The 13,069-nt window shown below is 65.9% G+C and carries 13 protein-coding genes; 12 read left to right on the forward strand and 1 reads right to left on the reverse strand.

Translation table 11 applies throughout. The annotated features are described in order from the left end of the window. Positions 1–331 precede the first annotated feature (331 nt). The 12 genes from AB7U46_RS04545 to AB7U46_RS04600 all read left to right on the forward strand — a co-directional run bounded on the left by AB7U46_RS04545 (position 332) and on the right by AB7U46_RS04600 (position 11,129). Positions 332–526: a hypothetical protein gene (locus AB7U46_RS04545; RefSeq protein ID WP_428335747.1), complete on the forward strand. Its 195-nt coding sequence runs from the start codon at positions 332–334 to the stop codon at positions 524–526. A 186-nt stretch (positions 527–712) separates the two neighbouring features. After that, positions 713–904: a hypothetical protein gene (locus tag AB7U46_RS04550; RefSeq protein WP_428335748.1), complete on the forward strand. Its 192-nt coding sequence runs from the start codon at positions 713–715 to the stop codon at positions 902–904. A 119-nt stretch (positions 905–1,023) separates the two neighbouring features. Then, a complete protein-coding gene (gene cpaB, locus AB7U46_RS04555) occupies positions 1,024–1,890 on the forward strand; it encodes a Flp pilus assembly protein CpaB (RefSeq protein WP_428335749.1) in 867 nt (288 codons plus the stop codon). Positions 1,891–2,082: 192 nt separating this feature from the next. After that, positions 2,083–3,501 (forward strand): type II and III secretion system protein family protein, encoded by a 1,419-nt coding sequence (locus AB7U46_RS04560; protein ID WP_428335750.1) that lies wholly within the window; start codon positions 2,083–2,085, stop codon positions 3,499–3,501. Positions 3,502–3,504: 3 nt separating this feature from the next. Then, positions 3,505–4,185: an OmpA family protein gene (locus tag AB7U46_RS04565; protein ID WP_428335751.1), complete on the forward strand. Its 681-nt coding sequence runs from the start codon at positions 3,505–3,507 to the stop codon at positions 4,183–4,185. Positions 4,186–4,429: 244 nt separating this feature from the next. Then, on the forward strand, positions 4,430–5,695 hold the full coding sequence (locus AB7U46_RS04570; protein WP_428335752.1) for an AAA family ATPase: 1,266 nt from the start codon (positions 4,430–4,432) through the stop codon (positions 5,693–5,695). 24 nt (positions 5,696–5,719) lie between these two features. Next, positions 5,720–7,180 carry a CpaF family protein gene (locus AB7U46_RS04575; protein WP_428335753.1) on the forward strand — a complete coding sequence of 487 codons (1,461 nt, stop codon included), beginning with the start codon at positions 5,720–5,722 and terminating at the stop codon, positions 7,178–7,180. A gap of 15 nt (positions 7,181–7,195) precedes the next feature. Beyond that, positions 7,196–8,164: a type II secretion system F family protein gene (locus AB7U46_RS04580; RefSeq protein WP_428335754.1), complete on the forward strand. Its 969-nt coding sequence runs from the start codon at positions 7,196–7,198 to the stop codon at positions 8,162–8,164. A 10-nt stretch (positions 8,165–8,174) separates the two neighbouring features. After that, the gene (locus AB7U46_RS04585) at positions 8,175–9,173 is read left to right on the forward strand and encodes a type II secretion system F family protein (RefSeq protein ID WP_428335755.1); all 999 of its coding nucleotides are present in this window, start codon (positions 8,175–8,177) and stop codon (positions 9,171–9,173) included. 63 nt (positions 9,174–9,236) lie between these two features. Next, positions 9,237–9,737: a tetratricopeptide repeat protein gene (locus AB7U46_RS04590; protein ID WP_428335756.1), complete on the forward strand. Its 501-nt coding sequence runs from the start codon at positions 9,237–9,239 to the stop codon at positions 9,735–9,737. Positions 9,738–9,762: 25 nt separating this feature from the next. Then, entirely contained in the window at positions 9,763–10,620 is an 858-nt protein-coding gene (locus AB7U46_RS04595; protein WP_428335757.1) for a tetratricopeptide repeat protein, read from the forward strand. A gap of 2 nt (positions 10,621–10,622) precedes the next feature. Then, entirely contained in the window at positions 10,623–11,129 is a 507-nt protein-coding gene (locus AB7U46_RS04600; protein WP_428335758.1) for a prepilin peptidase, read from the forward strand. Between the two features lie 165 nt (positions 11,130–11,294). On the opposite strand, the gene AB7U46_RS04605 is transcribed toward AB7U46_RS04600, so the two are convergent. Further along, positions 11,295–12,941 carry a hypothetical protein gene (locus AB7U46_RS04605; protein WP_428335759.1) on the reverse strand — a complete coding sequence of 549 codons (1,647 nt, stop codon included), beginning with the start codon at positions 12,939–12,941 and terminating at the stop codon, positions 11,295–11,297. Positions 12,942–13,069: the final 128 nt, after the last annotated feature.

The raw sequence follows: 13,069 nt of genomic DNA on the forward strand, positions 1-13,069 counted from the left end.
AAGGAAACCGGCACGCTCTCGTCGGACATCGCGTCCTACCTCGCGACCGCGACCGTCAAGACCACGTTCTGATTTCGGCCCAGGCCGAAACGGAGAAAGGCCGCCCCTCGGGGCGGCCTTTCGCATTTCGGGCCCCTTCGAGCGGGGCCGCCCGATTGCCACGACAGCCCCCCGAAAACGCCCCGAAGAAGAACGCAACACGCCCCAATCGAGACACGATTCACCGCGATAAGGGTCTCATCCGCGATGCAGGGGCCGAGCAGGGTGCCCAACGCAAGTGGCACCGCGGCCCGAAACGAAACCCGCCTTTTGGCACACTGGAGAGACAGACATGAAATTCTTCAAAATCGCCCGCAAGATCCGCAACGAAGAAGACGGCGCCGTGACCGTTGACTGGGTCGTGCTGACCGCCGCCGTCGTCGGCCTCGGCGCCGCCGCGCTGACCCTGATCCGCAAGGAAACCGGCACGCTCTCGTCGGACATCGCGTCCTACCTCGCGACCGCGACCGTCAAGACCACGTTCTGATTTCGGCCCAGGCCGAAACGGAGAAAGGCCGCCCCTCGGGGCGGCCTTTCGCATTGAGTGACCCTAGGTCAACAAATCCTGAATTGATCCCGAATTCGCCCAATTTGTGCCTTCAATCCCCGGCACAACACTCGGAAGGTTCGGCGCATAACGCTCCGATTAGAGTTGGGGACCAACGGAATGAAAATGAGATTGCCTCACGCCCTCAAGAAACTGCGCGCCGAAGATGGCGCCGTCACCGTCGACTGGGTGGTGCTCACGGCCTCGGTGGTCGCGCTTGGCGCGGTCGTCGGCGGCGTGATCTGGAACAACACCGACAATGCCGCGATGGATGTCGCGACCTATATCGGCACCCAGCACGTCATCACCACCTTCTGATCGCGCCCGCCACGCAGCCGTGATCCCGCAATCCGCGGCGTGGCCATGAAATTGCCGCGATTGGGCGCGAGGGTGCGTTCTGGTTAATGGGCCCGTGGCCCGGGAAAGGAGACTGAAACATGCGGATGATCTTCGCCCTGTTTCTGGTGTTGGGCGTCGGACTGGCCGGTGTTGCCGTTTACATGGCACAGAAAACGATCGCCCAGTCCCAGGCCGAACGCGACTATCTGCTCGCAAGCCAGGCGCATATGCCCGCCCTCGTCGATGTCGTCATCGTCAAGCATCCGCTGAAATACGGCGAACGCTTCACCATCGACGATCTCGACACCGCGAAGATGCAGGCGAACAAGGTGCCGCCCGGGATCTTCAACACGATCAATGCGCCGCAGGGCACGCCCGAGGCGAAACTCGCCGCCTTCTACACCGGCGAGACCCGCCCGCGTGCCGCGCTGCGCTCCTATGAGGCGAACGAGCCGCTGCTCGCCTCGAAGATCACCGCCCCCGGCGTCGATGCGGGCATCATGGCCAATCTTGCGCCCGACATGCGCGCCTTCACGATCCAGGTCGATGCGAGCACCGCCGTCTCGGGCTTCCTGCGGCCGGGCGACCGGGTCGATGTCTACTGGTCGGGCCAGGTCGGCGACCAGCCGGTGACGAAGCTGATCGACACCAATCTCAAGCTGATCGCGATCGACCAGAGCGCGGACGCCGACCGCAGCGAGGAAACGCAGCTCGCCCGCACCGTCACCGCCGAGGTCACCCCCGAACAGGTCGCGGCGCTGACGCTGGCGCAATCGACCGGGCGGCTGACGCTCTCGCTCGTCGGCATGAAGAACACCGCCGATCTCGGCACGATCGAGGTGGACCGCAACAAGTTGCTCGGCATCCAGGAACAGGCCGTGGTCAAGGTCGAGGCGCCGAAAGTCTGCACGATCAAGACCCGCAAGGGCACCGACGTGATCGAGACCGAGATCCCCTGCAACTGAGCTTTCCAGCCCCCGCCGCCGGCGGGGGCTTTCGCACAAAGGTCGCAAAAGTGAAGGAAATTCCGCTCACAAGCGGTTGATCGTTGCAATATTTGCCCCATTCGGGCATTGTCGGCGGCAAGACGGGCAAAAAAGACCCAGAAACGGACGCAGATCCGGGCAGTGTGGCGTGATCGGAGAGGCAGGATCACCATGAATCTTAAAGGTTTTCTTTCGGCCTGCGCGTTGGGTTTCGCGCTTGGCACTTCGGTTCTCACCCCGGTTCAGGCGGAAACGCTGCGGGTGATGTCGGGCTCCAGCTCGGCGCCGCTCAACGTGCCGATGAACCGCGCAGTGGTGGTCGAAAGCGATCAACCCTTCTCCGAACTCTCGATCGCCAATCCCGGCATCGCCGATGTGACGACGCTCTCCGACAAGACGATTTACGTGCTCGGCAAGCTGCCCGGGCGCACGACGATGACGATCCTCGGCGCCGATGGCAAGCTGCTCTCCAACGTCGAGGTGCAGGTCACCCCCGACATCGCCGAATTCAAGGAACGGCTGAAGCAGATCCTGCCCGGCGAGAATGTCGAGGTGCGCACCGCCAATGACGGCATCGTGCTTTCGGGCACCGTCTCCTCGGCGGCTAAGCTCGACCGCGCGATCGACCTCGCGAAGCGCTACGCGAGTGACCGCGTTTCCAACCTGATGACGGTCGGCGGCACCCAGCAGGTGATGCTGAAGATCCGCTTCGCCGAAATGCAGCGCTCGGTCTCGAAGAACCTCGCCGCCTCGCTGGGCGTGCGCGGCACGGTCGGCGGCGGTTCGGCGCAGACCGGCGTGGTCTCGGGCACCGGCAACTTCACCCAGTCGGGCGCGATCGCCAACGCCTTCGACAGTGGCACGATGCCGATCGATTCCTCGCAGAAGGGCGCGATCGGGCTTGGCTTCACCGCCGGCAACCTCGAATTCGCGGTGCTGCTCGAGGCGCTCGAGTCGAAGGGCGTCGTGCGCACCCTCGCCGAGCCGAACCTCACCGCGCTCTCCGGCCAGCAGGCGAAATTCCTCGCCGGTGGCGAATATCCGATCCCGGTGGTGGACGACAACGGCGGCATCACCATCTCCTACAAGCCCTTCGGCGTCGAGATGGCCTTCACCCCGCGCGTCGTCGACGGCGACCTCATCAACCTCGAGATCGCGGCCTCGGTCTCGGCGATCGACACGTCGGTGACGATGTCGAACGGCGGCTTCTCGGTGAACGCCTTCAAGAAGCGCGAGACCTCGACCACCGTCGAGATGCGCGACGGCGAGAGCTTTGCCATCGCCGGCCTGCTGCAGGACGATTTCAACGATCTGAACGACCAGATCCCGTGGCTCGGCGATGTGCCGGTGCTGGGGGCGCTGTTCCGCTCGGCCTCTTATGAACGGCATCAGTCGGAACTCGTGATCATCGTCACCCCCCATCTCGTCACCCCCACCCGCGGCGAGGCGCTTGCGCTGCCCACCGACCGGGTGAAACTGCCGAGCGAGTCGGACCTGTTCCTCTTTGGCAAGACCGCGAAGACCTCCGGCGCCGCGGCCGAGGTTGCCAAGCAGGACTTTTCCGGCTCCTATGGCTATGTGATGGAGTGAGCGATGCAGCTTGGGGGCGGTGCGATGCGGTTTTCGGTGATCCTTGCGGCGGGCCTCGCGCTTGCGGGCTGCAGCGCGCAGTCGTTCAACGGCGAGGTCGGGTCGGAATACGAGACCGGCGGCTTCGGCAATGCGACGATGAACAACACGCTGGTGATGACCGGGCAGCGTGATTTCGCGATCTCTCTGACGCGGAAATTCGCGGCCGATGTGCCCAACACGGTCAATTTCGCCTTCAACTCGGCGGTGCTCGACGGTCAGGCGCAGGCGATCCTGCGCAGCCAGGCGGACTGGATCAAGCAGTTCCCCGAGGTGCGCTTCCGCGTCTATGGCCATACCGACCTCGTCGGCACCGACGCCTATAACAAGGCGCTGGGCCTGAAACGCGCGAAGGCGGTGGTCAACTATCTGGTTTCGCAGGGCATTTCGCGCTCGCGGCTGGAGGCGGTGGTGTCCTATGGCAAGACGCAGCCGCTGGTCTACACCCAGGCCCCGAACGAACAGAACCGGCGCACCGTGACCGAGGTCTCGGGCTTCGTGAAGAACGCGCCGCCGCCGCTGAACGGCAAATATGCCGAGGTGATCTTCCGCGAATATGTCCGCTCGGCGGTGCCGCCGCCGGTGATCGGCGTGCAGAACCAGACCACCGCGGGCGTGGCCACGGGTGGCGCCTCGGGCGGCTGATCCGTTTCACCATACGATCCAATCGGGGGCGGGCTTTGCGAACAAAGCCCGCCCCTTTTGCGTGATCGTCGCCCAATACCCCACAATTGGAACAATCCGGCCCCAATGTCGCCCAGATTGACCGCGACCTTTGGGAACAGCAGGAAAGGTACGACATCCGAGTCGTGCCCATTCCGCGGGTGCATCGGGTCCGTCTCACCCCTCCCGGCGCCGTCGCGGAATGCGCAACAAAGGACGTGAGGCAATGAGTGCAGCAGCTGTTTTGAACCCGGAACCGGCGCCGATCCTGGCCTGCACGGTTTCCCGCGACGTTTCCAATTTCGACCTTCTCATCGAAGACATGGAGGCCGAGCTCGGCGAAAGCTGGGGCGACCTCACCTTTCAGGATGCCGTCGTCTTCCTCGCGCAACCCGATGCCGACGCGCTCGAATTCATCGCGATCGCAGTCGATGGCGAGGACGAGCATGACCTCGCCCGGATCTCGGGCATCATCTCCGAGGCGAAGGAAAAGGGGATCCGCGTGATCCTGATCGCCGAGGAGGTCAGCCCGATCGCGCTGCATCAGCTGCTGCGTCTGGGCGCGGACGACTTCGTCCCCTACCCGCTTCCCGAAGGCGCGCTGCACGAGGCGATCGAGCGGCTCGGCCAGTCGGCGCTGCCGCCCGAGCTGCCGCATGCGACCGATGGCGCGCCGACCTTCCAGGCGACCGGCGGGCGCGATGGCGTGATCCTCGCGGTGCATGGCCTTGCCGGCGGCGTCGGCGCGACGACCTTCGCCGTCAACCTTGCCTGGGAGCTCGCCAATCCCGAGCCCTCGAAGAAGGCCCCGGTGACCGCGCCGCGCGTCTGCCTGATCGACCTCGATTTCCAGTATGGTTCGGCCTCGACCTATCTCGACCTGCCGCGCCGCGAGCTGATCTTCGAGCTGCTGCAGGACACCGCGCATATGGATGCCGAAAGCTTCCAGCAGGCGCTGCTGAGCTTCAACGACAAGATGCATGTGCTGACCGCGCCGGCCGACATGCTGCCGCTCGATTTCGTCACCGGCGAGGACATCGAGCGTCTGCTCGACATGGCGCGGGCGAATTTCGACTTCGTCGTCGTCGACATGCCCTCGACGGTGGTGAGCTGGACCGAGACGGTGCTGACCCATGCCCATGTCTATTTCGCGCTGCTCGAGCTCGACATGCGCTCGGCGCAGAATGCGCTGCGGATGATCCGCGCGCTGCGCGCCGAGAACCTGCCGGCGGAGAAGCTGCGCTACGTGCTCAACCGCGCGCCGAAATTCACCGATCTCACCGGCAAGAGCCGGGTCAAGCGGCTGGCCGAGAGCCTCGACATCTCGATCGAGGTGCAGCTGACGGACGCCGGTCGGGTGGTGACCCAGGCGAACGATCACGGGCTGCCGCTCGCGCTCAGTGCCGCCAAGGCGCCGCTGCGCAAGGAGATCCAGAAACTCGCGCAGTCGATCCTCGAAGTGGATCGCGCCGCCGCGGCGGCCACGGCCTGAACGGCCTGAATTCGGAGGTTCGAGATGTTCTCGCGTTACAAGAAGACCGGAGCCCAGACCGCCGCCCGCCCCGCCCCGGGCGCCGCGCCGCCGCCGCTGCCCGCCAATGCCCCCGCCGCCGCCGCCGAGGCGGTGAAGCCGCAGGTGCATCGCCGCCCGCTGCCCGGTGCCGCGACCTCGGCGCAGGCCGTCGTCGAGGGCAAGGAGAAGAAGCGCAAGGAGCGGATGAGCGAGCTCAAGGTCGAGCTGCACAAGCGACTGCTCGAGAACCTGAACCTCGCCGCGCTCGAGCACGCCTCGGAAAGCGAGCTGAAGACGGAAATCGCCGCGATCTCGAACGAGGCGATGACCGAGATGTCGGTCGCGCTCAACGGCACCGAGCGTCAGGCGCTTTACCAGGAGCTTTACGACGAGGTGATGGGCCTCGGCCCGCTCGAACCGCTGCTCAAGGACGAGACCGTCTCCGATATTCTGGTGAACGGGCCGCAGCAGATCTTCGTCGAACGCGGCGGCAAGCTGCAGCTGACCGACATCACCTTCAAGGACGAGAAGCACCTGCTGCGGATCATCGACAAGATCGTCTCCGCCGTGGGCCGCCGCGTCGATGAATCGAACCCCTATGTCGACGCCCGTCTTGCCGACGGCTCGCGTTTCAACGCGATGGTGCCGCCGATCGCGGTGGACGGCTCGCTCGTCTCGATCCGTAAATTCAAGAAGGACAAGCTCGGCGTCGACGATCTGGTGCGCTTCGGCGCCTTCACCGAGGAAATGGCCGCCTATCTGCAGGCGGCGGTGGCGACGCGGCTGAACATCATCGTCTCGGGCGGTACCGGCTCCGGTAAAACCACCACGCTGAACGCGCTCAGCTCCTTCATCGACAATGCCGAACGCATCCTGACGATCGAGGACACGGCCGAACTCCAGCTGCAACAGACCCATGTCGGCCGGATGGAAAGCCGCCCCGCCAACGTCGAGGGCAAGGGCGCGGTGACCCAGCGCGACTGTCTGCGCAACGCGCTGCGCATGCGTCCCGACCGCATCATCGTCGGCGAAACGCGCGGCGAGGAAGTCATCGACATGCTGCAGGCGATGAACACCGGCCACGACGGTTCGATGACCACGATCCACGCCAACAACGCCCGCGACGGCATCTCGCGTCTCGAGAACATGGTGGCGATGGCCGGTATCGAGATGCCGCTGAAGGCGGTGCGCTCGCAGATCTCCTCGGCCGTGAACCTGATCGTGCAGGCCAGCCGCCTGCAGGACGGCTCGCGCCGGATGGTCTCGATCACCGAGCTCACCGGCATGGAGGGCGACGTGATCTCGATGCAGGAAATCTTCCGCTACGAGCGCCTCGGCCTTGCGCCCGACGGCAAGATCATCGGCCGGTTCACCGCGACCGGCGTGCGGTCGCATTATTCCGATCGTTTCCGGCAATGGGGTTACGACCTGCCCGCCTCGATCTACGAGCCGGTGCAGGACTAAGGAGGACAGGCTGCCATGATCATCTCTCCCACGCCGATCATCTACGGGCTGATCTTCGTCGCGGTGCTCCTGCTCGTCGAGGGCATCTATCTGCTCGTCTTCGGCAAGTCGATCTCGCTCAACAACCGGCTGAACCGCCGGCTGGAGATGCTGGAAAAGGGCACCCGCCGCGAGGAGGTGCTCGAGCAGCTGCGCAAGGAAGCGCATCAGCACATGCAGGCGAAGGGCATCCCGCTTTATTCGCTGCTCGCCACCAAGGCGCAGAAGGCCAATATCGCCTTCTCGCCGATGGCGCTGATCGGTGTGATGGCGCTGGTGACGGTGGTGGCCTTCGTCGGGCTCAGCATCGGCACCCAGGCCTCGGTGCCGGTGCGCATCGCGCTCGCGATCCTGATGGGCGTCGGCGGCATCTATTTCTGGGTCAGCGGCAAGGCGAACAAGCGCATCAAGCTCGCCGAGGAGCAGCTGCCCGACGCGGTCGAGCTGATGGTGCGTTCGCTGCGCGTCGGCCACCCGTTCTCCTCCGCGATCCAGACCGTGGCGAAGGAGATCCCCGATCCGCTCGGCTCCGAATTCGGCATCATCGCCGACGAGGCCGCCTATGGCCGCAACGTGGTGGAGAGCCTGCGCGACCTGGCCGAACGGCTCGACATGCAGGATCTGCGCTTCCTCGCCGTGGCCGTCTCGATCCAGCAGACCTCGGGCGGCAACCTCGCCGAGGTGCTCGAAGGCCTGGCCAAGGTGATCCGCTCGCGCTTCCGTCTGTTCCGCCGGGTGCGCGCGATCACCGCCGAACCGAAATGGTCGGGCGTGTTCCTTTCCGCCTTCCCGGTGGTGGTGATGGTGATCATCCAGGTGGTCTCGCCGCATTACTACGACGCGGTGAAGGAAACCCCGGCCTTCATCCCCGCGGCGCTGATCGTCTTCGCGCTGCTCGGGGCCAATGTGATCTTCATGAAGGTCATGACGACGATCAAGGTGTGAGGCATCCGCGATGAGCGACAATCCGATCCTGACGATGCTGACCGATACCCTGGGTCCGATGGGCCCGGTGATCGCGCTCGCCGCGCTTGGCGGGGTGATGATCCTCGCCGCGCTGCCCTCGATGCTGAAGAAGCGCGAGGATCCGCTCGACAAGCTGCGCGCGGTGACCGCGGCGCAGGGGGCGGCGAGCCGCGCCGAGAAGAAGGCGCAGAAGCTGCGCGCCGGCGGCGAGGGCAACGACAAGCTGGAGAAATTCGCGGGCTTCCTCGAGCCGAAGAGCAAGGAGGAAATGTCCGAGAGCCGGAAGTGGCTGCAGAAGGCGGGCTATCGCAGCCCGGGCGCGGTGCGCAGCTTCCACGCGATCCAGTTCGCCGGCGCGCTCGGTCTGCTCGCGCTCGGCCTGCTCTACACGATGTTCTACAATTCGAGCCACGAGGTGCCGCTCTCCTCGACGGTGATGATCCTCGCGATCGTGCTGCCGGGCGTCTTTGGCTATTACGCGCCGAAACGCTGGGTGAACCAGCGCATCGCCGCGCGCACCGCCGAGATCCAGAACGGCTTTCCCGACGCGCTCGACATGCTGCTCGTCTGCGTCGAGGCGGGGCAGTCGCTCGACCAGGGCATCATCCGGGTGTCGAAGGAGCTCGAGGCCTCCTATCCCGCGATGGCCGAGGAATTCGCCACCGTCGCCCATGAGATCAAGGCCGGTCTCGACAAGCCCACGGTGCTGCGCGCCTTCGGCGAACGCGCCGGCGTGCCCGACGTGATGAGCTTCGTCACCGTGATGATCCAGTCGCAGCAATTCGGCACCTCGATCGCCGAGGCGCTGCGCCTCTATGCGGCCGACATGCGCGACAAGCGGATCATGCGCGCCGAGGAGGCGGCGAACAAGATCCCGACGAAGATGACGCTCGGCACGATGATGTTCACGGTGCCGCCGCTGCTCATCATCCTTGTGGGCCCGTCGGTCCATGATATGATGGAGAACTTCAAGTCGATCGGCATGTGATCCATGACCCCTGCCCGGCGCAGCCTCTGTGCGCTTCTTCTCCTGAGCCCTCTGGCCGCCTGCATGGGCGGCCTCAGCGCGCCGTCGGACAGCCCCTATGCGCCCGGCGCGGCGAAGGGCGACGGCATCGACGGGCTGATCGTCGGGCATCGGCTGATGGCCGCGGGGGAATACGAGCTTGCGCTCAAGGCCTATTACCGGGCCGCCTCGGAACAGGGGGCGACGGTCGACGTGCTCTCCGCGATCGGCTCGGCGGATCTGAAGCTCGGCCGGCTCGGCCAGGCCGAACAGATGCTGCGCCGCGCGGTCGAGGAGGACCAGACCTTCGTGCCGGCCTGGAACAACCTCGGCGTGGTGCTGATGGAGGAGCGCAAATATCCCGAAGCCGCGCGCACCTTCCAGACCGCCTTCGCGCTCGATAGTGGCCAATCGGACTCGATCCGCGAAAACCTGCGTCTCGCGCTCGCCAAGATGGAGAAACCTGCGTATGATCCGGTGCAGGACAGACCGTTCAAACTGGTTCGGCGCGGGGTGGGCGATTACCTTCTGCTGACGAGCCAATGAGGCACGAGCAAAAGGACGCACAAACATGCGCCACCCGATCTTCTTCGCGGCCCTCGCGGGCTGCGCCATCGCCCTTGCAGGCTGCGGCGGCAAGGATGCTCAGGCGACGCGCGCGCTGAAAAGCGTCAACGCGATCGACGAGACGAACCTCTCCGACATCATGCTCACCGTGGGCGACCCGCAGGAGGCGGTGAACTATTTCACCCGCACCGCCGGCGAGAACCCCGACCGCATCGACCTGCAGCGCGGCCTCGCGAAATCGCTCGTGCGCAACAACCAGCCCGACCAGGCGGTGAAGGCCTGGACGAAGCTCGTGGCGATGCCCGAGGCGACGAACGACGACCGCGTCGGCCTTGCCGATGCGCAGATGCGCGCCGGCGACTGGGCCGATGCGGAGGCGACGCTGAACACGATCCCGCCGACCTTCGAGACCTTCGAGCGCTACAAGCTCGAGGCGATGGTGGCGGATTCGAAGAAGGACTGGAAGAAGGCCGACAGCTTCTACGACACCGCCTCGGGGCTGACGACGCGGCCGGGCCCGGTGCTGAACAACTGGGGCTTTTCGAAGCTGACCCGCGGCGATGCGAAAGGGGCGGAAAAGCTCTTCGCCGAGGCGCTGACCTATGATCCGACCTCCTTCACCTCGAAGAACAACCTCGTTCTGGCGCGCGCGGCGCAGCGCAAATACGATCTGCCCGTGGTCGAGATGAACCAGAACGAGCGCGCGCATCTGCTGTACACGGCGGCGCTTTCGGCGATCAAACAGGGCGATGTGACGATCGGCAAGGGGCTGCTGCAGGACGCGATCGACACTTCGCCGGTCTATTTCGAAGAGGCCTCCCGCGCGCTCGAGGCGCTCGAGGCCGGTTCGAAGAAGGGCTGATCATGCTTGGCCTTTCGGTGCCCGCCTCCGCCCTCGCCTTTCTCGTGCTGGTCACGCCGATCTGCTTCTGGGTCGCCTATACCGACCTGAAATACATGAAGATCTTCAACGTCGCGGTGATCGCGCTGATCGCGGTCTTCGCGGTGGCGGGGCCGTTCCTGCTGCCGCTCGACGTCTACGCCTGGCGCTGGATCAACCTCGTGGTGGTGCTGGCGATCGGCGTGCTGCTCAATGCGACGGCCGGGGTCGGCATGGGCGACGTGAAATTCGCCGCCGCCGCCGCGCCGTTCTTTTCCACCGCGACGAGCCATGTGCAGCTGATGGTGCTTTTGCTCGCCGGCTCGCTGCTCGGCGCCTTTGCCGCGCATCGTGCGCTGCGCGCAGTGCCCGCGGTGCGGCGGATGGCGCCCGACTGGGTCAGCTGGCAGCGCAAGGATTTCCCCTTCGGCCTCGCGCTGATCGCAACGCTCTGGGGTTATCTCGCGATCGTCGCGCTCACCACCGGCTGAGGCGCAGCAGGCACCGCCGGGGGCTTCGCGCCCCCGGACCCCCGCGAGGTATTTTTGGCAAGATGAAGAGGCCCGCCGCGCTTTCATCTTGCCCGAAATACCTCGGGGTGAATTGGCCGCAGGCCAAGAGGGGCAGCGCCCCTCCGCTTACCTCTTCTTCGGCCCTCACTTCTTCTCCGGCTTGAGCAGGATATAGGTCGGCGTGCGGCGCTCCTCGACGAGGCGATAGCCGGCGGTGTCGATCGCCTCGACGATCTCGGCGCGGCGCGTCCGACCCGTCGGGCAGAGCGGCACGAGGACATGATCGGCGGCCTCGATCCCCGGCGCGCCCGAGTAATACCAGGGCGCCGCGCCCTCGACCGGCTTGAACGGGCCGTAAAGCCAGAGCGCGGTGAAGAGATCGGCGATCAGCACGCCGGAATGGGCATAGCCCGCCGCTTCCAGATCCTTCGCCGCGGTCTCGAACCAGGCGTCATAGCCCGTCACCAGCTCGCAATCCGGCAGGGCCTCGCCGTTCAGCATCACCGGTTTCTGCGGCTCCTTGTCCTCGCCCAGCGTCGCATAGGCCGCATAGGCGGAGCCCGGCGCGTCGCCCGGCACCGTCATCGTCACCTTGTAGACGCGCGGCGCCTGCACCAGCACATCGGCATCCTTCGGCCGCATCGAGAAGAGCGGCACCGTCCCCTCGGCATCGGCGAAAGCATGGCGCAGCGGGCTCCAGACGAGGTTGATCGCCGGCCCCGCCCCGATCGCCGCCGCCCCCACGCCGACGACGAGAAACGCCTCGCGCAGCCGCCAGCCCAAGCCGTTGGTCACGCCGCCCTCGGGGCGCAGCGCCAACGCGAAAAGCGCGAGCATCATCAGCCATTGCGGATCGTTGCCGTAGTTCTGATAGGTCACATAAAGGAAGGCCGGCACGAGGAAGAGCAGCACCAGCCCCTCGACCATCGCCCCGGCCTGACGCGCGAAGATCACCGCGGCCAGAAGCAGGAAGGTGCCGGCGACGAAACGCGGCGCGGCAAGGATGCCGGAGAAGCTTTCGCCCGGGGCGGCGCGGCTGTCGGAGGCGGCGACGGTGGCGAGGTCATGCAGATAGGCGCGCCAGAAATCGGCGCCGAGCAGCAGGGTCATCGCACCGGCGACGGCGAGCCCGGCGAGCAGCGCCACGCCGAGCGTACGGAAATCGCGCCGCGCCAGCAGCGCCACGGTGATCGCCGGGGCGAAGGCCATGAAATAGGTCACCTTCACCAGCGCCATCCCGGCGAGCGCGAGGCCGATCAGCGCCCCGTCGAGCGCCGCGCGCCGCGGCCCGATCGGCTCGAACATCGCGAGCGGCACGGCGATATAGGCCAGCGCCCAGGCCCAGCGATTGTAATGCATCGAGACCGAGGTCGCCGCCGTCGCCTCGCCATAGACGAGCGCGAGGCAGAGCCCCATCGCATAGGCGGCATAGGCCCAGGCGAGCGCGCCCGGCAGGCGCGACTGCGCCGCGCGCAGCACCGGCAGGAAGAGCACCGCGGCAACCAGCGCCTGCGCGGCAAAGAAGGCATGTCCGAGGCCCATGCCGGCCTTGGCGAAGATCGCGATCGGCCAGAGCGCGCCGATCCCGATCGGCGTCATGAAGTCATAATGCGGCAGCTGCCCCCATTCCGCCATCCGCTCGACGAGGTCGGCCAGATGCAGCGTGTCGCCCTCGTGCTGCGTGACGTAAAGCGCCCCGCGCAGAAACGGCAGCACCGCGAGGATCAGCGAGAATACCCCGATCCCCGCCGCCAACCGTCCGGGCTCCGCCGCCCGTTTCATGCCCGTCATCCCAGCCTCTCCGTGCTTTTTCCCACTTTTGGCCACAATAGCCGCGCATCTTGCCCCTGTGAATCCCGTTGCCGGACAAAGCCGCCGGCTGTGGCCTCCGACACGCGCCCGCCGAAGGCGCGGACGGC

It is taken from the genome of Paenirhodobacter sp., from assembly GCF_050177655.1.
GTDB lineage: Bacteria > Pseudomonadota > Alphaproteobacteria > Rhodobacterales > Rhodobacteraceae > Rhodobacter.

Bases quoted from the DNA above. Each gene is read 5' to 3' on its own strand.
- AB7U46_RS04545 (WP_428335747.1), top strand. From the start codon at position 332: ATGAAATTCTTCAAAATCGCCCGCAAGATCCGCAACGAAGAAGACGGC.
- AB7U46_RS04550 (WP_428335748.1), top strand. From the start codon at position 713: ATGAGATTGCCTCACGCCCTCAAGAAACTGCGCGCCGAAGATGGCGCC.
- cpaB (WP_428335749.1), top strand. From the start codon at position 1,024: ATGCGGATGATCTTCGCCCTGTTTCTGGTGTTGGGCGTCGGACTGGCC.
- AB7U46_RS04560 (WP_428335750.1), top strand. From the start codon at position 2,083: ATGAATCTTAAAGGTTTTCTTTCGGCCTGCGCGTTGGGTTTCGCGCTT.
- AB7U46_RS04565 (WP_428335751.1), top strand. From the start codon at position 3,505: ATGCAGCTTGGGGGCGGTGCGATGCGGTTTTCGGTGATCCTTGCGGCG.
- AB7U46_RS04570 (WP_428335752.1), top strand. From the start codon at position 4,430: ATGAGTGCAGCAGCTGTTTTGAACCCGGAACCGGCGCCGATCCTGGCC.
- AB7U46_RS04575 (WP_428335753.1), top strand. From the start codon at position 5,720: ATGTTCTCGCGTTACAAGAAGACCGGAGCCCAGACCGCCGCCCGCCCC.
- AB7U46_RS04580 (WP_428335754.1), top strand. From the start codon at position 7,196: ATGATCATCTCTCCCACGCCGATCATCTACGGGCTGATCTTCGTCGCG.
- AB7U46_RS04585 (WP_428335755.1), top strand. From the start codon at position 8,175: ATGAGCGACAATCCGATCCTGACGATGCTGACCGATACCCTGGGTCCG.
- AB7U46_RS04590 (WP_428335756.1), top strand. From the start codon at position 9,237: ATGGGCGGCCTCAGCGCGCCGTCGGACAGCCCCTATGCGCCCGGCGCG.
- AB7U46_RS04595 (WP_428335757.1), top strand. From the start codon at position 9,763: ATGCGCCACCCGATCTTCTTCGCGGCCCTCGCGGGCTGCGCCATCGCC.
- AB7U46_RS04600 (WP_428335758.1), top strand. From the start codon at position 10,623: ATGCTTGGCCTTTCGGTGCCCGCCTCCGCCCTCGCCTTTCTCGTGCTG.
- AB7U46_RS04605 (WP_428335759.1), bottom strand. From the start codon at position 12,941: ATGACGGGCATGAAACGGGCGGCGGAGCCCGGACGGTTGGCGGCGGGG.